This window comes from Marinitenerispora sediminis, assembly GCF_003336425.1.
GTDB lineage: Bacteria > Actinomycetota > Actinomycetes > Streptosporangiales > Streptosporangiaceae > Marinitenerispora > Marinitenerispora sediminis.
In genome coordinates this window covers 1-20,923 of sequence record NZ_QEIO01000069.1, presented here as the reverse complement: position 1 = coordinate 20,923, position 20,923 = coordinate 1, and the positions used below count along the sequence as shown (strand labels likewise).

Below are 20,923 nucleotides of genomic sequence, written 5' to 3'. Positions count from 1 at the left end.
CGGCCGCGGCCCGCGCGCTCGGGGGAGCGGCCCGCGGCACGGCGAGGGCCGCGCCGAGCGGACGGCCTCCCGTCCCCGGATCCGGGGCGAACCGGCTACGCATTCGCGGGCGGGCGCCGGATTCGCGGCGATTGCCGGCGGATCGCCGCTGGGCTGTCCGCCGGTGACGGGCCTCGGGTGCGGAAACGCGCAAGATCACCGCGAATGACGCGACGAATGTCGCTATCGGTTTAGTCACGGCAACCCACGCGAATGTGCTTTTGCGCCATGATTGGCGCGACCCCATCCGGCAGCGCCGGTCCGGGCGACCGGTCTTGAGGAGGACGCATGCCCCGCCCGCTCATCGGGATCACGAGCTACCTCGAACCCGCGCGCTGGGGAAGCTGGGTCCGCGAGGCGGCCGTCGTCGCCACGCCCTACCTCCGCGAGGTCCACCGCGCCGGCGGCCTTCCCGTGGCGGTCCCGCCCACGCATCCGCGCTGGGTCCCCGACCTCGCCGGCGGGTTCGACGGCTTCCTCCTGGCGGACGGGGCGCACGTCGACCCCGCCCTGTACGGCGCGCGCCCGCATCCGCGCACCGAGGACCCCGACGCGCGGCGGGACGCGTTCGAGATCTCGCTGGCGCAGATCGCCGTCGACGAGGGCATCCCGGTCCTCGGGATCGGCCGCGGCGCCCACGTCCTGAACGTGGCCACCGGTGGGACGCTCGTCCAGTACCTCCCCGAGACCACCGGCCACGACGGCCACGCGGCCGACCCGGTCAAGCTCTCCTCCGCCGACGTCTCGGTCAGCGTGACCAGCGTGCTGGGGCAGGCGCTCGGCGACCGCGCCACCGTGCTGGAGTCGCACACCCAGGGCTTCAACCGGCTGGGTGAGCGCATCGTGCCGGTGGCCTGGGCGGAGGACCACTCCGTGGAGGCCGTCGAGGTGGCCGGGCACCCCTTCGCGGTCGGGGTGCAGTGGCATCCGGAGGAGGGCGACGACCGGCGCGTCTTCAAGGCGCTCGTGGCGGCGGCCGCCCGCCGGCGCGGCGGCGACGGCTGAGGCGGCCGGAGGCGTCACTCCCCGGGCGGCGGCGGGAGCGAGGGATGCGCACCGGTGTCGTGCCACCCGCTCTCGCGGGCGACCTGGGCCCGGGCCCGGCGGACCACCGCCAGCAGCCAGAGCAGCGCGATCGCCGAGATCAGGAGCAGTCCGCACCAGTCGAGCAGCGTCGTCAGCCGGTCCTGCCCGGGGGTGACCTCGGGGACCTGGCCGCGCGAGATCATCAGCAGCTGCGCGTAGTCGCCGGTGAACAGCAGGGTGAGGTCGATGGCGATCCCGCGCATCGCGTCCCACAGGGCGTGCAGCAGCGCGACGCCCAGGTAGGTGAGGACCACCGCGACGCTGATGCGCGGGCGGCCGCCGCGCGCCGCACCGAACAGCACCCCGCCGAGGATCCCGGTCCACAGCCCGTGCCCGAGCGGGGTGACGAGCCCGCGCAGGATCTCGGTCTGCAGCAGCGAGAGCAGCGAGAGCCCCTGCGGGGTGATCAGCGCGGTCATGGCGTAGCCGGCCGATTCCAGCCCGGCGAACCCGAAGCCGACCGTGGCCCCGAGCAGCAGGCCGTCGCGGATGGTGTACCGGCGCAGGTGCCGCGCGATCACCACCAGCGCCAGCAGCTTCACCGCCTCCTCGATCAGCCCGACCCCGAGGTAGGTGAAGGCGGAGGGGTGCAGCAGGTACGTCTCCAGGATCGAGGCGCCCAGGATCCCGAGCATCCCGCCGACGAGGAACGCCCGGAACATGAGCTCCACGCCGATCTCGTCGCCCTTGGCACGCTCGTAGGCCCACGTCACGAAGGTGACCGGCACCAGGAAGCTGCCGAGCAGCACGATGCTGGGGATCAGGTTGACATTGCCGGTGAGGAACGTGACCACCACCGCGGCCAGCCACAGCAGCAGCCCGGCCCCGAAGAGCCGCGGCCACGCCGGCCGGCGCCGCGCCGGCGTCGCCGGGGACGACCCCCACCTGGCGGCGGCCGGATACTCGTTGCCCATCTGCGCTGATCCCCGTTCCGTCGGCGTGGGCGGTCGCCCGCCCGGTCCCGGCGCGCGGGCGCCCCTCACCTGCCGCGGAGTATACGGAGCGTGTCCGGCCAAGTCACCGACCGTGGCGGTGCGCCGCGGCGGCGCACCGCCGGGCGCGGGTTCGGCGGCCGGAGGCTTCACGGCGGCGACAGTGGGCAGGGGAGGCGGAGGACGGCGAACGAGGAGGTCACGGCGGTCCGCGCTATCTTGGAGGGTCGGGTGGCCGCGGACGCGGACGGCCGCGCGGCACGCGCGGGCAGTGGGTAGGCTCGATAGCGGGAAAGGGAGGTGGGGGTGGCGATCCCGACGAATGCGGATCCCGTGGGCGACCGCGTCTGGACGGTCCCGAACTTACTGAGCGTCCTCCGGCTGCTCGGTGTTCCCCTCTTCCTGTGGCTGGTGCTCGGACCGCAGGCGGACTGGTGGGCGCTGGGAGTCCTGGCGTTCGCCGGGGTGTCGGACTGGCTGGACGGCAAGATCGCCCGCGCCTGGAACCAGACGAGCCGGCTCGGCATGGTGCTCGACCCCATGGCCGACCGGCTGTACATCTTCGCGGCGCTGCTGGGCCTGGTGGTCCGCGGTGTCGTGCCCTGGTGGCTCATGGGCATCCTGGTGCTGCGCGACGTGCTCATCGTGCTCGCCCTGCCCGTGCTGCGGCACTTCGGCTACGGGACGCTGCCGGTGAACTTCGCCGGCAAGGCGGCCACCCTGTGCCTGCTCTACTCCTTCCCCCTGCTATTCGTCGCCGGTTATGGGGGGATAGTGGGCGATGTGGCGCGAATTGTGGGTTGGGCGTTCGCGATCTGGGGAACGGCTATCTACTGGTGGGCCGGACTGCTGTACGCGGTCCAGGGCCTGCGATTGATCGGGGAGGCCCGGCGGGCCGACCGTGCGACCGATGCGGACGCCACGTCCGCGGCGCGGCCGGCGGCCACGGCGGATGACTCCGAGGCGATCGAAGGTGGCCGGGAGGCGCGGACGCCGCCCGGGCGGCACGCCGGTGACTCCGGGCCACCGTCCAGTGACAGGAAGGGAGCGACGTCCCCACCATGAGAGCACGCCCAAGGGCGTTTCGCCGCATTGTGACCGGGGTCCGGGGGTGGCCCCGATGAAGGCAGTCGTGATGGCCGGTGGCGAGGGCACCCGGCTGCGGCCGATGACCGCCAACCAGCCGAAACCGCTGCTCCCCGTCGTCAACAAACCCATCATGGAGCACGTGCTGCGGCTGCTGAAGCGGCACGGGTTCGACGACACGGTCGTGACCGTCCAGTTCCTCGCGACGCTGATCCGCAACTACTTCGGCGACGGCGAGGAACTCGGCATGAGCCTACGCTACGTCGCGGAGGAGGTGCCGCTGGGCACCGCCGGCAGCGTCAAGAACGCGGAGGAGCACCTGCGCGGCGAGCCGTTCATCGTCATCTCCGGCGACGCCCTCACCGACATCGACCTCACCGACATGGTGCGCTTCCACCGGGAGAACGGCGCCATGGTCACCATTGGGCTGAAGCGGGTGGCCAACCCGCTGGAGTTCGGCATCATCATCGTCGACGAGCAGGGCCGCATCCAGCGCTTCCTGGAGAAGCCCACCTGGGGCCAGGTGTTCTCCGACACCGTCAACACCGGCATCTACATCATGGAGCCGGAGGTCCTCGACCGGTTCCCCGCCGGCGAGGTGGTCGACTGGTCCGGCGACGTCTTCCCCGAGCTCCTCAAGGAGGGCGCCCCCCTCTACGGCTACATCGCCGACGGCTACTGGGAGGACGTCGGTACCCACGAGAGCTACCTGCGCGCCCAGGCCGACGTGCTCTCCGGCAAGGTCGACGTCGAGATCGACGGCTTCGAGATGTCGCCGGGCGTCTGGGTGGCCGAGGGCGCCGAGGTCGACCCCGAGGCCGTGCTCAAGGGCCCCCTCTACATCGGCGACTACGCCAAGGTCGAGGCCGGCGCGGAGTTGCGCGAGTTCACCGTGCTCGGCAGCAACGTGGTCGTGCGCTCCGAGGCGTTCCTGCACCGCGCGGTCGTCCACGACAACGTCTACGTCGGGGCCAGCACCCACCTGCGCGGCTGCGTCATCGGCAAGAACACCGACGTCATGCCGAGTGCCCGCATCGAGGAGGGCACCGTCGTCGGCGAGGAGTGCGTCATCGAGTCGGAGGCCTACCTCGCCAACGACATCAAGGTCTACCCCTTCAAGACGATCGAGGCCGGCGCGGTCGTCAACACCAACGTCATCTGGGAGTCGCGCGGGCAGCGGTCGCTGTTCGGACCGCGCGGCGTCTCCGGGCTGATCAACGTCGAGATCACTCCCGAGCTGGCGGTCCGGCTGGCCAGCGCCTACGCCACCACCCTGAAGAAGGGCACCGTGGTCACCACCTCCCGGGACGTCTCCCGGGCGGCGCGCACCCTCAAGCGCGCGGTGATCAGCGCCCTGACCGCGAGTGCCATCGACGTCCAGGACCTGGAGGCCGTCCCGCTCCCGGTGGCGCGCTTCCACACCGGGCAGAGCGGGGTCGGCGGCGGCATCGCGCTGCGCACCAGCCCCGGCGATCCCCAGTCGGTCGACATCGTCTTCCTGGACGAGCGCGGCGCCGACCTCTCCCCGGCGGCGCAACGCAAACTGGAGCGGGTCTTCTCCCGGGCCGAGTTCCGCCGGGCGTTCCCGGGCGAGATCGCCGAGCTGTCCTTCCCCTCCCGAGGGGTCGAGAACTACGCCCAGGAGCTGCTGCGCCGCATCGACACCGCCGGCATCTCGGAGGCGGGGCTGAAGATCGTGGTCGACTGCGCCGGCGGGACCGGCTCACTGGTGCTGCCGGCGCTGCTCGGCCGCGTCGGCGCCGACGTGCTCACGGTCAACAACCGGCTGGACGAGGCGTCCCCCACCGACACCCTCGCCAAGCAGATGGGCGACCTCCAGCGGCTGGGCGAGCTGGTGCGCTCGTCCGGCGCCGATTTCGGCGTCCGGTTCGACCCGGTCGCCGAGCGGCTGTCCATCGTGGACGAGAACGGCGAGCTCGTCGACAACGAGCGTGCGCTGCTGGTGGTGCTCGACCTCGTCGCCGCGGAGCGGCGGGGCGGCCGGGTGGCGCTGCCGGTCACCACCACCCGGGTGGCCGAGCAGGTGGCCCGGTTCCACGGTGTCGAGGTGCAGTGGACCCCCACCGCCATCGACGAGCTCACCAAGGCGGCCATGGCCGACGACATCGTCTTCGCCGCCGACGGCAGGGGCGGGTTCGTGCTCCCGGAGTTCTCCCGGACCAGCGACGGTATCGCCGCGTTCGTCCGGCTGCTGGGGCTGGTGGCCCGTACCAAGCTCTCACTCAGCCAGATCGACGGGCGTATCCCGGACGCCCACCTGCTGCGCCGTTCCGTGCCCACCCCCTGGGCGGTCAAGGGCAGCGTCATGCGCGAGGTGGTGGAGGCAGCCGAGGGGCGCGACATCGACACCACCGACGGCGTGCGGGTCATCGAGCCCGACGGCAGCTGGGCGCTGGTGCTGCCCGACACCTCCGAGGCCGTCACCCACCTGTGGGCCGAGGGCCCCGACACCGACACCGCGCAGCGGCTGCTGGAGCAGTGGGCGGCGGTGGTCGAGCGGGCCGAGGGCTGATCCCGGGCCCGCCGCCGGCCGGACGTCCGGCCGGCTCCCGCCCCCGAGGGGCACCCGCCAACCGCCCGGCGGTGCGATGCGACCCGCATCGCACCGCCGGGCGGCCGGGTCCCGGGGGCTGCTTCCTGCCCGCGCGGCAGCCCGGCGTCCGTGTCTGGCGCTGGGGCGGGCGGGGCGCGGATATGGTTTAGAGTCGAGTGTTCCCGGAGTAGCGCGCCGGGCCGTATCCGCCTGCCCGTCCGGCTTCGGGGGTGGCGCGCGGAGCGGATTCAACCGATCATGGGAGTGACCTTGGTACGACCGACCAGGTGAGGCCGCCGGGCGTCCCCGCCGCGCTGGCCCCGGACCCCATGGGGTGACCGGTTCGCCGGTCGCCCGACACGTCAACAACAGCCGATACAAGCACCGCCCCGTGCGGTAGGAGGCCGAGCCGACCTATGTCGAGCGTTTACTGCACGCAGTGCGGTCACGCCGTTGCGGATGATGCCCGTTTCTGCTCCAACTGTGGTTCCCCCCTCCGCGGGGCCGGCCAGGAGGCACCGCAGCCCCGCGAACGCCGCGACTCCGTCGGCGAGACCACGTCCACGATCTCCATCTCCGGCATCCAGGCGCTGGAGGCCGAGGCCGACTCCGGCGAGGAGGTCGTCGCCGACCCCACCGCGGTGGACGCGCTGCCCGTCGGCACGGCGCTGCTCGTGGTCAAGCGCGGCCCCAACGCCGGCAGCCGGTTCCTGCTGGACAGTGACGTGACCACCGCCGGACGCCACCCCAACAGCGACATCTTCCTCGACGACGTCACGGTGTCCCGCCGGCACGTGGAGTTCTTCCGGCGCGGGGACTCGTTCGGAGTGCGCGATGTCGGCAGCCTGAACGGCACCTACGTCAACCGCGAGCGCATCGACGAGGCCGACCTCAGCGGCGGCGACGAGGTCCAGATCGGCAAGTTCCGCCTGGTGCTGCTCACCACCCCGCGGCGCGGCTGACCCGCGAGCGTGTTCGGCGGAGCGCGCGCCCTGCCCGCCGCCGGACACCTCCCCGGCGCGCGGGACGTGCCACGTGTCCCCCGCGCCGGAGGTTTGCGCACCAGCCATGGCGGACAGCCTTCTAGGGAGACCGGCAGCGAAGGGGGCGATCCGAGGTGTGACCAACACCTCGGTCGGCGGGACCGCCGCTTGGTGCGGCCGCTCAGCGCCGCCGACCGCGTATGCGGCCGGGGCCCTGCGGCTCGACACGGGCGAGCCTCGGCGGTGTACCGTGAAAGACGGAGCAGAGCACGGCCTGGCCGGTGCCCCTCCGGCACGACGAGTCGTGGGACGGAGCCGCAGTGAAGCACATGGAGGTTGTCGGCGTCCGGGTCGAGATGCCGTCGAACCAACCGATTGTCCTGCTCAAGGAGTCGGACGGGGAGCGTTACCTGCCCATCTGGATCGGCGCGGTCGAGGCGACCGCCATCGCCCTGGCCCAGCAGGGTGTGACTCCCGCCCGGCCGCTCACCCACGACCTCTTCCGCGACGTACTCGACGCCCTCGACGCGACGCTCAGCACCGTGAACATCACCGCGCTGCGCGACGGCATCTTCTACGCCGAACTGGTGTTCTCCAACGGGGTCGAGGTGAGCGCGAGACCCTCCGACTCCATCGCACTGGCGCTGCGCACCGGTGCCCCCATCTACGCGGGGGAGGACGTCATCGAGGAGGCCGGAGTGCCGATCCCCGATGAGCAGGAGGACGAGGTCGAGAAGTTCCGGGAGTTCCTCGACAACATCACGCCCGAGGACTTCGGGCGCACGACCTGATCGGCGGGACCGGGAGGCCGTGCCCGGACCGCGCCACACCACTGTAGCGGGCCGCTGACGCTCCCGCTGGGGTTTCGTGGAACCGGGCGCCGGTGCGCCCTCCAGCGATGGACCGTGGGCGCTGTGTGCGCCGCGGGGCAACGCGGCTCGCCCGGGCGTCCGGTGGCCCTGCGGAGCGTTAGGCTGGTCCGGACGCGGAGGCGAGCCGCGCCGGTGGTCGGCGGCACGCACCCGCTCGACGTCGCGCCCGCCGTTCGCCTGTGCGACGCGGCCGGGCGGCGCCGGTGGCGGAGGGTGACCGAACCCGCCGGGTCGGACGTCCGGGGCGGTGCACGGGGGTGTTCCGATGCCCCGGAGCGACACGCGACAGGACCAGCGGAGAGGTTCCGCGACGCGCCGATCATTGTCGTTGACGCTGTCCGTGCGCCCGGCTTACCTTCGGTGTCGAAGGTACCCGCGGCGCATTCCGCATCTCCCCTTGTCACACCGCCGCGGGTCGAGGAGCCGGAGGTTCGGCGTGGCGGTTACGAGCAGCAAGCAGCAAGCCTCCGACCACAGGCGATCAGCGATACGGCGCGCTGGCGAGCAGGGCCTGCTGTGTGAAGAGGACGTGGTGGCGCTGCCTATGGACGTCGGTTATCGGGGGCCAACCGCCTGCGCGGCCGCCGGGATCACCTACCGTCAACTGGACTACTGGGCGAGAACCCGGCTGGTCGAGCCGAGCGTGCAGCCCGCGCACGGTTCGGGCAGCCAGCGTCTGTACAGCTTCCGCGACATCCTGGTGCTGAAGGTCGTCAAGCGCCTGCTCGACACGGGCATCTCCCTCCAGCAGATCCGCACCGCGGTGCACCACCTCCGCGAGCGCGGCACCGCCGACCTCGCCCAGATCACCCTGATGAGCGACGGCGTGAGCGTCTACGAGTGCACCTCGCCGGACGAGGTGGTGGACCTGCTGCAGGGCGGCCAGGGCGTCTTCGGCATCGCCCTGGGGCGGGTCTGGCGCGAACTGGAGGGCTCGCTGCGCGAACTCCCGGGCGAACGGCTCGCCGAGCCGCTCCCCGACCCGCACCCGACCGACGAACTGGCGCGCCGCCGCCGCGAGCGCCGGACCGGGTGACAGGCCGCCTTACCACCCCCGCGCCGATCGGCGCGCCGGCTGCGCCGGCCGGCCGCGCCCCGCCGGCGCGACGTCCCCGCCGCTTCCGCGGTCGCGTGTCCGCGCGGCGGCGCCGCCCGGCCCGGCGGCGCGAAACCGCCGATCAGCGATGTCCCGGGCCGCCGGTGTCCGCTCACCCGATGCCGGGAATGCCACAGAACACGCACGTCAGTACCATGGCGGATGACGCGTTGAAATAATTCGAACGCAGAAACGCCGTTGATACCACACGGGAGAGACCCCCGGCAGGGGGCGCCGACGGGGCAACCCTCCCCATCCAACCTCTCAGGCAAAAGGACCGTGTGGAGAGGCACTCTGGAGCGGCGGGCGGCATTCGCCTGCGGCGCCGCCGGCATGCGCGACAGAGGGGGAGACCACGCAGGAGCAGCCGTTCACGGCCCAGCGACCAGGAGGTCTCCATGCCGCACCAGCCCACCCACGAGCCTGCCTCGGAGTCCGAGGCGGCGCGGGAGTTCGCCGACCGGCACATCGGGCCCGGGCCGGCCGAGCGCGCGCGGATGCTGGCGGCCGTCGGCTTCGCGTCCACCGCCGAACTCATGGCGGCCGCCGTACCGCGCGGCATCCAGATCCGCCCGGACGCCGGGGCGCCCTCCGCCCTGCCCGAGCCGGTCGGTGAGAGCGAGGCGCTCGCCGAACTGCGCCGCCTGGCCGAGCGCAACCAGGTGCTGACCAGCATGATCGGGCTCGGCTACTACGACACCGTCACGCCCCCGGTGATCCAGCGCAACATCCTGGAGAACCCGGCCTGGTACACGGCCTACACGCCCTACCAGCCGGAGATCTCCCAGGGACGGCTGGAGGCGCTGCTGAACTTCCAGACCATGGTCGCCGACCTCACCGGCCTTCCCGTCGCGGGCGCCTCCCTGCTGGACGAGGCGACGGCCGCGGCCGAGGCCATGACGCTGGCGCGCCGGGCGGCCAAGGGGCGCGGCGCCACGTTCGTCGTGGACTCCGACGTCTTCCCGCAGACGCTGGCCGTACTGCGCACCCGCGCCGAGCCGCTGGGCATCGACATCGTCGTCGCCGACCTGACCGAGGGCCTGCCCGAGGTGCCGGACGGCGAGACGTTCGGCGTGCTCCTGCAGTACCCGGCCGCCAGCGGAGCGGTGCGCGACCCCTCCGCCGTCATCCAGGCCGCGCACGAGTGCGGGGCGCTCGCCGTGGTCGCCGCCGACCTCCTCGCCCTCACCGTGCTGCGCGCCCCCGGCGCGCTCGGCGCCGACATCGCGGTGGGGAGCACCCAGCGCTTCGGCGTGCCCATGGGCTTCGGCGGACCGCACGCCGGCTACATGTCGGTACGCACCGGGCTGCAGCGCCAGCTCCCCGGCCGCCTGGTCGGGGTGTCGGTCGACGCGGCGGGCCGGCCCGCCTACCGGCTGGCCCTGCAGACCCGCGAGCAGCACATCCGGCGGGAGAAGGCCACCAGCAACATCTGCACGGCGCAGGTGCTGCTGGCGGTCATGGCCGGGATGTACGCCGTCCACCACGGTCCGCACGGCCTGCGCGCGATCGCCGAGCGGGTGCACGGCCACGCGGTGCGGCTGGCCGCCGGGCTGCGCGGCCTCGGGCTGGAGGTGCCGCACGACGCGTTCTTCGACACCCTCCGGGCGCGGGTGCCCGGCCAGGCCGGCGCGGTGGTCGACCGCGCGCGGGAGCTCGGTGTGAACCTGCTGCGGGCCGACGACGACACGGTCGGGATCTCGTGCGACGAGGTCACCACGGACGAGCACGTCGACCTGGTGCTGCGCGCATTCGGCGGCTCCGGCGCACGCTCCGACGAGGCCCCGGCCGGCGGCGCGCTCCCCGAGGGGCTGCGCCGCGGGGTCGACTACCTGGCGCACCCCGTCTTCCACTCCCACCGCAGCGAGACCGCGCTGCTGCGCTACCTGCGGCGGCTGGCCGACAAGGACCTCGCGCTCGACCGCACCATGATCCCGCTCGGCTCGTGCACGATGAAGCTCAACGCCACGGCGGAGATGGCGGCCGTCACCTGGCCGGAGTTCGCCCGGCTGCACCCGTTCGCGCCGCTGGACCAGGCCGAGGGCATGGTGCGGCTGATCCGCGACCTGGAGGGCTGGCTGGCCGAGGTGACCGGCTACGACGCGGTGTCGCTGCAACCCAACGCCGGCTCGCAGGGCGAGCTCGCCGGGCTGCTGGCGATCCGCGCCTACCACCGCAGCCGCGGCGACCGCGACCGCGACGTGTGCCTCATCCCCAGCTCGGCGCACGGCACCAACGCCGCCAGCGCGGTCATGGCCGGCCTGCGGGTGCGCGTCGTGGCCTGCGACGAGGACGGCAACGTGGACCTCGACAACCTCCGCGCGGCGATCGCGGCGCACCGCGACGAGCTCGCCGCGATCATGGTCACCTACCCCTCCACCCACGGGGTGTACGAGGACACCATCACCGAGGTGTGCGCGCTGGTGCACGAGGCCGGCGGCCAGGTGTACGTCGACGGCGCCAACCTCAATGCGCTGCTCGGCTGGGCCAAGCCGGGCGAGTTCGGCGCCGACGTCAGCCACCTCAACCTGCACAAGACGTTCTGCATCCCGCACGGCGGCGGCGGCCCCGGCGTCGGCCCGGTCGCCGTGCGCGCGCACCTCGCGGGCTTCCTGCCCAACCACCCGGCCCAGCCGGAGGCCGGCCCGCACACCGGCGTCGGCCCGGTCTCGGCGGCGCCGTTCGGATCCGCGGGCATCCTGCCGATCTCGTGGGCCTATGTGCGGATGATGGGGGAACGCGGGCTGCGCGCGGCCACGGAGACCGCGGTACTGAGCGCCAACTACGTCGCCAGGCGGCTCGCCCCGCACTACCCGGTGCTCTACACCGGCAGCGGCGGGCTGGTGGCGCACGAGTGCATCATCGACGTCCGCGCGCTGGCCAAGCGCACCGGCGTCAGCAACGAGGACGTCGCCAAGCGGCTGATCGACTACGGGTTCCACGCGCCCACGATGTCGTTCCCGGTGGCCGGCACGCTGATGGTCGAGCCCACCGAGAGCGAGGACCTGGCGGAGCTGGACCGCTTCGTCGACGCCATGATCGCCATCCGGGCCGAGATCGAGCGGGTCGCCGACGGCGGCTACGACCGCGGCGACAACCCGCTGAAGAACGCGCCGCACACCGCGGAGGCGCTGACGGCGGACGACTGGAAGCACGCCTACACCCGGGCGGAGGCCGGCTACCCGGTTCCGGAGCTCCGGGCGAACAAGTACTGGGTCCCGGTGGGGCGGATCGACCAGGCGTACGGCGACCGCAACCTGGTGTGCTCCTGCCCGCCGCCGGAGGCGTTCGAGGAGTGACGTGCGCGCGGGGCGCCGGCCCCGCGCGCACGGCCGCGGCGGCGCCGGTGACCGGACGGCCGGGGTACTGGCGCCGCCGCGGGTCGGCGCGGTGGAATAGGAGAAGAGACGGGTACGTGTCGTCGGGATGTGACAGGGTGTGATCGTCAGTGTCCAAGAACGAGGAGACGGAGATGACGGCGCTCGCCCCTGAGAAGGCAGTACCCGGCACGCAGCCGGTGGCGGCGGAGTCCTGCGAGCTCTTCGACCTGCTCGATCGCCTCGACCTTCCTCGGGGCTACCGAGCCGAGATCGTCGAGGGGAGCACGATCACCGTGTCGCCGGTCGCCTCTGGTCGGCATCAGCGCACCGTACGGTCGCTGGACCTTCAACTCAGGCCGCACCTGCCCGCTGGTCACGACGCGGAGCCGCACCTGGAGATTCGCATGCCGGACCTCGGCAGAAGCGTGATCCCCGACCTCTTCGTCGCACCCGTCGAGGTGCTGAACACGGCGGATTCCGTCGTCCCCCCGGACGACGTCCTGCTCGTGGCGGAGGTGGTGTCGCCTGGCAACGCCCGTAGCGACCGTGTCGTGAAGCTTGAGGTCTACGCCAAGGCCGCCATCGAGTTCTACCTGCTGATCGACCCGATCGCGGGCCAGACGACGCTGTTCTCCAACCCCAGTGCCGGACGGTACCAGGACCGCGTCACGCGGGATTTCGGGGAGAAACTCGTGGTTCCGGAGCCGTTCGGCTTCGATCTTGACACCAGCCAGTTCCCGTCACTGTCGTGACGGAGCTGTCACGAGAGCTGGGCGAGGCGAGGATTCCCCCGGTGTGCGAGTCGAGCCCCGGGCCCCCGCGGCGGTCGCCGTTTCCCCTGAGCGGCCGGGGCGCACGGGCCCACCATCCCCGAGTGGGATGAGCAGCGGTGCCGCCACTGCCGGCCGGCCGCCCGGTCGCGACGTCCGTCGTCTCGACTGCGGGTGTGCTCCACAGCCGTCCGCCTGACCAGATACGGGATTGCGCTATCGGCGATTCCGCTGAGAGCATGCGGCCCTTCTCCAGCTGCTGCCCTTCCGCGAGAATCCCGCCATGAGACTTCTGATGCTCGGTGGCACCGAGTTCGTCGGACGCGCGGTCGTGGAGGACGCGGTGGCGCGCGGGTGGCGGGTGACGGTGTTCAACCGCGGGTACCAGGCACCGCCGCCCGGGGCCGCCGCGCTGCGCGGCGACCGGAATGCCCCGGACGGCCTGGCGGAGCTGGAGCGGGGCGAGTGGGACGTCGTCGTCGACACCTGGTCGGGGGCTCCGTCGGCGGTGCGGGACGCGACCCGGCTGCTCGCCGGGCGGGCCGGGCACTACGTCTACGTCTCCAGCCGTTCGGTCCATCCGCTCCCCATCGCGGCGGGGGCCGCCGAGGACGCCCCGCTGGTGGAGGCCTCGCCGGACGACGGGGAGGTCGAGTACGCGCGCGCCAAGCGGGGCGGCGAGCTGGCCGCCGAGGCGGTGTTCGGCGACCGCGCGCTGCTGGCGCGGGCCGGCCTGATCCTCGGCCCGTACGAGAACGTCGGGCGGCTGCCGTGGTGGCTGTCCCGGATCGCGCGCGGCGGGACCGTGCTCGCGCCGGGCCCGCGCGACCTGGAGCTGCAGTACGTCGACGCCCGCGACCTCGCCGCCTGGGTGCTGGACGCCGCGGAGCGCGGACTCGGCGGACCGTACAACGTGGTCAGCGCGCCCGGGCACACCACCATGGGGGAGCTGCTGGAGGCGTGCGTGCGCGTCACCGGGTCCGCGGCCGAGCTGCGCTGGACCGACCCGGACGCCGTCACCGCCGCCGGGATCGAACCGTGGACCGAACTGCCGATCTGGCTGCCGCCGGGGGAGCTGTACGACACCCTGCACCGCGGCGATGTCTCCCGCGTGCTCGCCGCCGGGCTGCGCTGCCGCCCGGTCGCCGACACGGTCTCGGACACGTGGGACTGGCTGCGCCGGATCGGCGGCCAGGCGCCGCTGCGCCCGGACCGCCCGCAGGTGGGCCTGGACCCGGAGCGGGAGCGCTCGGTGCTCGGCCGCTCCTCCTGAAGCCGCGGCGGCTGAGGCGGGAGGCCGCCCGGTCACCGGGATCCGGAGCCGTCCCCGGGGTGCGTACCGGCCGCGGCCCCGCCCGGCCAGAGGCAGTGTTCCCTGTTCCCTGTTCCCTGTTCCCTCGCCGGCGGCGCCGGGCCGGGGCCGGTCCGCGGCGCCGGTGACGCGGCCGGAGAAGGGAAGCATGGAGTCAGGGAGCGGCCGGGGGGACGGCCGCGCCCCGGGCCGCGGCCGTCCGGTCGCCGGCGCCCGCCCCCGCTGTTCCTCCGCCGCCGGCCTGGCCGGATCCGGCCGTCCACCGGTCGTCGGCCTGGGTCCGGCCGGACCCAGGCCGACGACCGGACCGGGACCGGACCGGGCGGATGATCGAGCTATCAAGTCGGACATTTTGTAATCTATGTTGTAAAGGCGGCGGTTCGCGTCACTAACCCCAAGCGCTCCCAGACCGGAACGCGTCCGTCCCCCTCGGCACGCTGAGTAACGGCTAGGCTTCCAGGGGAGTCCTCCGCCCCCCGTGGAAAGTGGCTGTGCATGACCGCGACGCCCGGCGCCCCCGCACCCGACACCGCCTCCGACGACCCCGCGATCCTGTGCGACCAGGCCCGGGACCTCGCCCGCACCGGACACCTGGAGCGCGCCGCGCGGGTCTTCGAGCGCGTCCTGGACGGCGGCTCGCGGCAGCACCGGGCGGAGGCCGCCTTCGGGCTCGCCGTGGTCCGGCACGACCTCGGGGACGTCCGCGCCGCCCGGGAGGCCGACCGGGCCGCGATCGAGACCGGGCACCCCGAGTACGCGGCCCGCGCCGCCTACCACCTCGCGGTCTCCTACGAGGAGGAGGGCGACGCCGAGCGCGCCCGTGAGGCGTGGCGCCACGTACTGGAATCCGGTAACGAGCGCTATGCCGCCGCCGCCCACCACGGGCTGGCCCGGACCGCCGAGGAGCGCGGCGACGAGGAGGAGGCGCGGGAGCACTGGGAGCACGCGCTGGCCGGGGGCACCGAGGCGGCGGCCGACGCGGCCCAGGAGTACGCGGAGCGGCTGCTGGCCCGGGGCGACGTCGACGCGGCCGACGCCGTGATCCGGCGCGGGCTCGCGGCCGCCGAGCGCCCCGCGCTGCGGCTGCTGCTCGGTGCCGTGCACGTCGAGCACGCCATCGCGGCGTTCGGCGCCGCGGCGGTCGCGGCGACCGCGGCGGAGGCGGAGGCCGACCCCGAGGCCGCCGGCCCGCGTCCGGACCCCGCCACGGCGGGAGCGGCGGTGGAGCTGCTCGCCCGGCTGCTCGCGGTCCGGGGCGACGCCGAGGGCGCGGCGGACACCTGGGAGCACGGGCTGCGGCACCCGGACCCCGAGGTCGCGGGCGAGGTCCGCGGGCGCCTGCGACGCGGCTTCCTCGCTCCCGAGACGGAGGCGGAGACGGCCGAGGCCGACGCCGCCGAACCCTGGTGGGAACCCTACGTCGAGGCCGCCGTCGCCCAGGGCAGCACGCCCATGCTGGCCGGCGAGCTCTTCGTCGCGCTGAACCAGATCTACACCCGGCTCGCCGTGGCGCACGCCGGCAACGAGACGCACGCCGCGACCCTGCGCGGACTCGTCGAGTGGGCGGTCCGCACCCCCAGTGAGTACGTGTGGGGACGCGCTCTGCACGACGACTTCCGGGAACGGCTCCGGCTCGCCTCGGGCAGCGCGGCCGACGTGCTGCCCGAGGGCTGGCCCGAGGACTGATACCGCCGGGAGGACCGCCGCAGGGCGCTGCCTGGGGTTGTCCGCAGGTGATCCGGCGGCGGTCCTCATGCCGCGCCGACCGCCGCGCGGATAGTTTCGCCCGCATGCCCTCTCCCATGCCCTTCCGCGGCGATCCCCGTGCGTGTGCCCGCTGGCCGGCGGGTACACGGCTCTCCGGCGCCGTGCTGGCGGCCGCCTTCCTCCTCGCGGCTGCCGCGCCCCCGGCCCATGCTCGGACCGGGGAGCGCCAAGCGGACCTCCCCGCGGCCGTCGACGCCGCAGTGGCCGAGTACCGGGCGGCCACCGGGCTGCCCGGCGCGGCGGTGGCCGTCACGCACGGAACCGAGGCGGTCCACCTCGCCGGGTACGGCAGCACCCCTTCGGGCGCGGCCGTCACGGAGCGGACCCCGATGGCCGTGGCGTCGGTGAGCAAGTCCTTCACCGCCCTCGCGGTGCTGCAGCTCGTGGACGAGGGACGGGTGGACCTCGACGCGCCGGTGCGCGACCACCTGCCCGAGTTCGAGATGGCGGACCCGCGGGCGGCCGACATCACCGTGCGCCAGCTCCTCGACCAGACGTCCGGCATGTCGGACACCACGTTCGGCGCCTTCAGCCGCCCCCAGCCCGCGTCGCTCCGTGAGGCGGTGGCGGGGATGCGCTCCGCCGGGCTGGCCGCCGCGCCGGGGGAGCGCTGGGAGTACCACAACCCCAACTTCCAGGTCGCCGCCCGGCTCGTCGAGGTCGTCAGCGGTGCGTCCTTCTCCGACTACCTGGACGCCCACGTCTTCGATCCGCTCGGCATGGCCGACAGCTCCACCAACGACACCGACCAGGACCTGCCGCCGAGCGCGTACGGCCACGTCACCCTCCTGGGCCGGCCGGTGGCCGCCCCGGAGCCGCCCGCGTTCGGCAACGGATCCGGCGGCGTCGTGAGCTCCGCCCGCGACATGGCCGCGTGGCTGATCGCCCAGCACGGCGGAGGCCGCGGAGCCGACGGCACCCGGATCCTCTCGGCCGACGCCGTGCGGGAGTCGCACACGCCCTCTCCGGGCGCCGACTCCTACGGGCTGGGGTGGCAGGTCGGAGCGACACCGTCCGGGGCCGCGCTGGTCCACCACGGCGGGGACCTGTTCACCTCCACCGCCTACCAGGCGCTGCTGCCCGAGTCCGGCCACGGGGTCGCGGTGATGGCCAACACCGGGATGGCCGCCGGGGACGCCTCGGCGATCGCCGAGGCCGTGATCGCCGTGATCGAGGGCCGGGAGACGCCGCCTCCGGGACAGAGCCCCCTCGTCGTGGGCGCCGACGCGGTGCTCCTGGGCCTCGCGGTGGCGGCCGTCCCGCTGGCCGGCCTCGGCGTGCGCCGCTCGGTCCGGTGGGGCGCCCGCCGGGTGGACGCTCCGTCGCACGGGACGGTCCTGCGGCTGCTGCCTCTGGCGGTGCCCGTGGTCCTGTTCGCGGGCATCCACCGGGTGGTCGGTTTCCTGTACCGGGGCAGGGACGTCGCCTGGATCCAGGTGGCCTACCTGTATCCGGCGTTCCTGCTGCTCCTCGGCCTGGCTGCACTCGGCTGCACGGCCGTCGCGGTGGCCCGAGCGGCCGCCCTGGTCCGCGCCCGCCGCGCGGCCGCCCGCTGACGCGGATCCGTCCCGGGCGCGCCCCGGGCGGCCTCCGGGCGCGCTGCCCCGGCGGGCGGGTGCGGCGGCCGGTGGCCGGGGCCGTCGATTCCGAAGCGGGGCCGGCGGTGTCCGGCAGGTCTGGCGCCATGCCGGCCGGCGCGGTGCGGCCGCGCCTGGTCGCCGCCGACGCGGATCCGCGCGCCGGGGGTGGCCGCGTCCGCGGTGGCGCGCACCGAGCGTGCGGCGGCTGGGCGCCCGGCCCTCCCCGCCGGCGGAGACCGCGGGCGGGTGTGCGGCGCGGGTCCACACCTGGCAGCAAGCGGCCCGGGACATCGCCCACGCCGCGGAGTGGTCGCACGTGCCGGCGCCATGACCGTGGGACGAGGCGACCTCCCAGGGGTCCGCACCGCCGTCTCGGCACGCACGCCGGGTCCAGCGGGGAAGGCCCCGGGTCCCGTCCTGGCGGCAGCTGGGCGGCGGTCGGCGGCACCAGCTTGCGCGCCGCCACCGGGCGCGGCACGTCCCCCGGGCGGCCGCCGTGCGAACCGGGCCCTCGGGCACCATGGCGTGGTAGTTCCCCTCGGGCCGGCGGCCCCGGACGGGGACAGCGGAGCATCGCGGCCGGCCAGCGGGGGCGTTCCGGCGTGCCCCTGGGAAGGCGTGGTCCGGACGGGAGCCAGGCCGTCGCCCACGCGACGAACCGCTCAGCGTGCCACTCGCCACCGGTGTTTCCGGGCGGCCGGCCCCGGCCGCCGCCGACCCGGGCCAGGTACGGGTCCGCCCCTACCGAAGGCGGACCCGTGACGCGGATGTCTCCCGGCCCGCCGCGCCAGCGTCCCGAGGCGTCCAGCTGGGCCCCCGGGACCGGCTCGTCCTGGCGGGGCACTCCGCCCGCACCAGCCGGAGCTCCTGTCCGCTCCGCGCGCCTGGTCCGGCGCGGTCGGCTGATCGGTCCCTCGGTCCGGCGACCGCGATCGGCGGTGGCAGCTGACCAGGGCATCCGGCCCGCCTCAGCGGTCCCGGGGCCGGGGCGCGGAGACGCTCCCGCGAGAGGGCCAAACCCGCGGGGGAGGGGCGAATCCGGCGTGCGCACCACGGCCCTGCGGGGGCCCGGCCGGCGGATCCGCCGCCGGTTCGGGCTCCGCGGCGCCCCGGCCGGGCGGCCGCAGCGGGGCGGCATGCGGTCCCGTACGGCGGACGTATCACCGACCGTGGACACCGCGGCCGGAGGGCCGCCGTGGGCGCGCCGGGTGCGGACGCCCGTCGGCGGCCGCGGCGCGGGGCGTCGGCACCCCATCGGCCCTACCCTCGATGGGGGAGCGGCCGCGGGTACGCGGCCCGGGGGAGATGGGGGACACGTGGAGATCGACACGCCGCGCGGGCCGGCCCGCGTCGACGTCGACGTTCCGGACGGCGCGCCGCGATACCTGATGGTGATCACCCACGGTGCCGGAGGCGGGGTGGAGGCGGGCGACATCCTCGCGGTGCGGGACGCCGTCCTGCGGGCCGGCGGCGCGGTGGCGCGGGTGACGCAGCCCTACCGTGTCGCGGGGCGGCGGATGCCGGGTGCCGCCACGGCGGCGCAGGACGAGGCGTGGCAGGCCGTCGTGCGGCGGCTGGCGGCCGACAGCCGGTTCGCGGGGCTGCCCGTGGTGCTCGCGGGGCGCAGCAACGGTGCGCGGGTGGCCTGCCGGACGGCCGCCGGGCTCGGCGCCGCCGCCGTCGTGGCGCTCGCCTTCCCCCTGCACCCGCCGGGCCGGCCCGAGCGGTCGAGGGCCGCCGAACTGCGGGAGGCCGGGGTCGCGACGCTGGTGGTCAACGGGGACCGCGATCCGTTCGGGGTCCCGGACGCCGCTGACGCGACCACGGTGCTCCTACGTCCGGGCGAGCGGCATGCCCTGGACCGGGACCCGGAGGGAATCGCGGCGGCGGTGGTCGGCTGGCTCGCCGCGCGGGTGCCCTCCGGGCGGTCGGACGGCGCGTGACCGGCGGTGTCCCCCCGCCCGGCCCGGCGCCGTCAGGAGCGGGCCGTTATGCCGCCGCGCCGACGTAGGTCGGCCGGTGGGGGGCGATCACCCCGCCGTTGGGGAGCAGCTCCCCCGTGTCGTCGAACACCACGACGCCGTTGCAGAGCAGGCTCCAGCCCTGCTCGGGGTGGCTCACGACGACCCGGGCGGCATCGCGGTCGGGGTCGCTGAAGGACGGGCAAATGGGCTCGTGCTGGCACATCGGTGTGCCTCCGGTTCGGTTGGCGCGGTACTTCAGGTGTGGTGCACCACTCGTACTCTAGTGTCCGCGGCCACGCCGGACCGCTGATTTGTCGGCTTCGACCGGTCACGTGGCGTGGCCGTTCGCGGCCAGTGCGTCGCTGCGCTCCCGGATCGGCCGGTTACGCGGCGGAAAGGGCGCCGGTCAGCCGCCTGACGCGGCCAGCCGGGCGCGGGAGAGCTGGTCAGCGGCCCGGATCGGTTCGGGGATCCGGTAGCGGGGCGAGAGCCGGAGCACCAGTTCGCACGCGCTGTCCAGGTCGACGCGGTGGCCGACGGACACGTACACCGGTTTGACGCCGTCCCGGGTGCGCAGGCTGCGGCCGATCACCTCGCCGCCGTCGCGCAGGTCGCCGGCCGACCCGCGTGCGGGCGCGGGCGGTTCGGCCTCGCCGACGAACGCCGACTTGGCCACCCCCAGCGCCGGCCGGTCCAGCAGCACGCCGAGGTGGCAGGCCAGGCCGAACCGGCGCGGGTGGGCGAGCCCGTAGCCGTCGCACACGTACACGTCCGGCTCGGCCTCCAGGCGGCGCAGCGCGCGCAGCAGCGGCGGCAGCTCGCGGAACGCGAAGAGTCCGGGGACGTAGGGGAACGCCGGTTCGGCGGTGACCGTGTGCGACTCCACGACGCGCAGGGACGGCAGCTCCAGCAGCACCACGGCGGCGACCAGCCCGGCGTCGCCGGGTGCGTAGGTGACGTCCAGGCCGGCGACCAGCGACACGGAGTCGAGGTCCAGCGGCGCCACGCGGACGCGGCCCGCCAACCGCTCCTGCACCGCGCGCGCCGCCTCGGGGTCGGCAGGCCACAGCAGCGGGTCGGCGAGGTGCTGGTCGATGGCGGGCATCGGGTCGTCCTGTCCAGGGCCGCGCGGGGGCGGACCACCGCCGGGAGTCGGGTACCGGGGCAGCGTACCGCGCGGGCCGGCCGCGGTCTCGGCGCGGGCTGGAGGGGGCTGCCCGCTGCGGCTCGGAGGCCGACCGGGCCACGGGCGGGGTCTCCGCCTTCGCCATCCGGCTGCCGCTTCCGCGCGCCGCGGTGATCTTGGATGGCCGTGTTGACGCGTGCGGAGATCGAGGAATTCGTCGAGTACGGCTTCGTCCGGGTGCCCGGCGCCGTGCCGGCCGACGTCGCCGAGCGGTGCCGGACCGAGTTGTGGCAGGCCACCGGCTGCGACCCGGACGACCCCGCGGCGTGGACCGAGCCGGTGATCCGGCGGGGCGGCTTCGCCACCCCACCGTTCCGCACCGCGGCCAACACCGCTGTGCCGCACGAGGCGTTCGACCAGCTCGTGGGCCGGGGAC

Annotated in this window: 15 protein-coding genes, 1 pseudogene and 1 riboswitch; of the genes and pseudogenes, 13 read left to right on the top strand and 3 right to left on the bottom strand. The window is 74.5% G+C overall.

Annotated features, from left to right (window positions below; translation table 11 throughout):
- Positions 1 to 327 precede the first annotated feature (327 nt).
- Positions 328 to 1,044, top strand: coding sequence for a gamma-glutamyl-gamma-aminobutyrate hydrolase family protein (locus DEF28_RS14725; RefSeq protein ID WP_114397938.1), 717 nt, complete (start codon positions 328 to 330; stop codon positions 1,042 to 1,044).
- A gap of 14 nt (positions 1,045 to 1,058) precedes the next feature.
- Here DEF28_RS14725 and DEF28_RS14720 read toward each other — a convergent pair whose 3' ends face one another.
- Positions 1,059 to 2,039 (bottom strand): PrsW family intramembrane metalloprotease, encoded by a 981-nt coding sequence (locus DEF28_RS14720; RefSeq protein WP_114397937.1) that lies wholly within the window; start codon positions 2,037 to 2,039, stop codon positions 1,059 to 1,061.
- A gap of 330 nt (positions 2,040 to 2,369) precedes the next feature.
- Here DEF28_RS14720 and DEF28_RS14710 point away from each other — a divergent pair, with 330 nt between their 5' ends.
- The 11 genes from DEF28_RS14710 to DEF28_RS14660 all read left to right on the top strand — a co-directional run bounded on the left by DEF28_RS14710 (position 2,370) and on the right by DEF28_RS14660 (position 19,340).
- Positions 2,370 to 3,122 carry a CDP-alcohol phosphatidyltransferase family protein gene (locus DEF28_RS14710; protein ID WP_374058127.1) on the top strand — a complete coding sequence of 251 codons (753 nt, stop codon included), beginning with the start codon at positions 2,370 to 2,372 and terminating at the stop codon, positions 3,120 to 3,122.
- Between the two features lie 55 nt (positions 3,123 to 3,177).
- A complete protein-coding gene (locus tag DEF28_RS14705) occupies positions 3,178 to 5,676 on the top strand; it encodes a mannose-1-phosphate guanyltransferase (RefSeq protein ID WP_114397934.1) in 2,499 nt (832 codons plus the stop codon).
- Between the two features lie 437 nt (positions 5,677 to 6,113).
- The gene (locus tag DEF28_RS14700; protein ID WP_114397933.1) at positions 6,114 to 6,659 is read left to right on the top strand and encodes an FHA domain-containing protein; all 546 of its coding nucleotides are present in this window, start codon (positions 6,114 to 6,116) and stop codon (positions 6,657 to 6,659) included.
- A gap of 341 nt (positions 6,660 to 7,000) precedes the next feature.
- A complete protein-coding gene (locus tag DEF28_RS14695; protein WP_114397932.1) occupies positions 7,001 to 7,471 on the top strand; it encodes a bifunctional nuclease family protein in 471 nt (156 codons plus the stop codon).
- A 517-nt stretch (positions 7,472 to 7,988) separates the two neighbouring features.
- The gene (locus DEF28_RS14690; protein WP_114397931.1) at positions 7,989 to 8,588 is read left to right on the top strand and encodes a MerR family transcriptional regulator; all 600 of its coding nucleotides are present in this window, start codon (positions 7,989 to 7,991) and stop codon (positions 8,586 to 8,588) included.
- Positions 8,589 to 8,847: 259 nt separating this feature from the next.
- Positions 8,848 to 8,938, top strand: a riboswitch (glycine riboswitch).
- 108 nt (positions 8,939 to 9,046) lie between these two features.
- The gene (gcvP, locus tag DEF28_RS14685) at positions 9,047 to 11,947 is read left to right on the top strand and encodes an aminomethyl-transferring glycine dehydrogenase (RefSeq protein WP_114397930.1); all 2,901 of its coding nucleotides are present in this window, start codon (positions 9,047 to 9,049) and stop codon (positions 11,945 to 11,947) included.
- Positions 11,948 to 12,096: 149 nt separating this feature from the next.
- On the top strand, positions 12,097 to 12,720 hold the full coding sequence (locus tag DEF28_RS14680) for a Uma2 family endonuclease (RefSeq protein WP_233515305.1): 624 nt from the start codon (positions 12,097 to 12,099) through the stop codon (positions 12,718 to 12,720).
- Positions 12,721 to 13,021: 301 nt separating this feature from the next.
- Positions 13,022 to 14,011 carry an NAD-dependent epimerase/dehydratase family protein gene (locus DEF28_RS14675; RefSeq protein WP_114397929.1) on the top strand — a complete coding sequence of 330 codons (990 nt, stop codon included), beginning with the start codon at positions 13,022 to 13,024 and terminating at the stop codon, positions 14,009 to 14,011.
- A 534-nt stretch (positions 14,012 to 14,545) separates the two neighbouring features.
- Positions 14,546 to 15,736, top strand: a complete 1,191-nt coding sequence (locus DEF28_RS14670) for a tetratricopeptide repeat protein (RefSeq protein ID WP_114397928.1) — start codon at positions 14,546 to 14,548, stop codon at positions 15,734 to 15,736.
- 104 nt (positions 15,737 to 15,840) lie between these two features.
- On the top strand, positions 15,841 to 17,373 hold the full coding sequence (locus tag DEF28_RS14665; RefSeq protein ID WP_199493314.1) for a serine hydrolase domain-containing protein: 1,533 nt from the start codon (positions 15,841 to 15,843) through the stop codon (positions 17,371 to 17,373).
- Between the two features lie 1,340 nt (positions 17,374 to 18,713).
- On the top strand, positions 18,714 to 19,340 hold the full coding sequence (locus DEF28_RS14660; protein WP_114397926.1) for an alpha/beta hydrolase family protein: 627 nt from the start codon (positions 18,714 to 18,716) through the stop codon (positions 19,338 to 19,340).
- 46 nt (positions 19,341 to 19,386) lie between these two features.
- Here the strand turns inward: DEF28_RS14660 and DEF28_RS14655 are convergent, their stop codons facing one another.
- Both DEF28_RS14655 and DEF28_RS14650 read right to left on the bottom strand, forming a co-directional pair.
- A complete protein-coding gene (locus tag DEF28_RS14655; protein WP_114397925.1) occupies positions 19,387 to 19,584 on the bottom strand; it encodes a DUF5999 family protein in 198 nt (65 codons plus the stop codon).
- A 183-nt stretch (positions 19,585 to 19,767) separates the two neighbouring features.
- Positions 19,768 to 20,466 (bottom strand): endonuclease V, encoded by a 699-nt coding sequence (locus DEF28_RS14650; RefSeq protein WP_114397924.1) that lies wholly within the window; start codon positions 20,464 to 20,466, stop codon positions 19,768 to 19,770.
- Positions 20,467 to 20,667: 201 nt separating this feature from the next.
- Here DEF28_RS14650 and DEF28_RS14645 point away from each other — a divergent pair.
- A pseudogene (locus tag DEF28_RS14645) lies at positions 20,668 to 20,923 on the top strand (phytanoyl-CoA dioxygenase); the annotation flags it as partial.

Bases quoted from the DNA above. Each gene is read 5' to 3' on its own strand.
- DEF28_RS14725 (WP_114397938.1), top strand. From the start codon at position 328: ATGCCCCGCCCGCTCATCGGGATCACGAGCTACCTCGAACCCGCGCGC.
- DEF28_RS14720 (WP_114397937.1), bottom strand. From the start codon at position 2,039: ATGGGCAACGAGTATCCGGCCGCCGCCAGGTGGGGGTCGTCCCCGGCG.
- DEF28_RS14705 (WP_114397934.1), top strand. From the start codon at position 3,178: ATGAAGGCAGTCGTGATGGCCGGTGGCGAGGGCACCCGGCTGCGGCCG.
- DEF28_RS14700 (WP_114397933.1), top strand. From the start codon at position 6,114: ATGTCGAGCGTTTACTGCACGCAGTGCGGTCACGCCGTTGCGGATGAT.
- gcvP (WP_114397930.1), top strand. From the start codon at position 9,047: ATGCCGCACCAGCCCACCCACGAGCCTGCCTCGGAGTCCGAGGCGGCG.
- DEF28_RS14675 (WP_114397929.1), top strand. From the start codon at position 13,022: ATGAGACTTCTGATGCTCGGTGGCACCGAGTTCGTCGGACGCGCGGTC.
- DEF28_RS14670 (WP_114397928.1), top strand. From the start codon at position 14,546: ATGACCGCGACGCCCGGCGCCCCCGCACCCGACACCGCCTCCGACGAC.
- DEF28_RS14665 (WP_199493314.1), top strand. From the start codon at position 15,841: ATGCCCTCTCCCATGCCCTTCCGCGGCGATCCCCGTGCGTGTGCCCGC.
- DEF28_RS14655 (WP_114397925.1), bottom strand. From the start codon at position 19,584: ATGTGCCAGCACGAGCCCATTTGCCCGTCCTTCAGCGACCCCGACCGC.
- DEF28_RS14650 (WP_114397924.1), bottom strand. From the start codon at position 20,466: ATGCCCGCCATCGACCAGCACCTCGCCGACCCGCTGCTGTGGCCTGCC.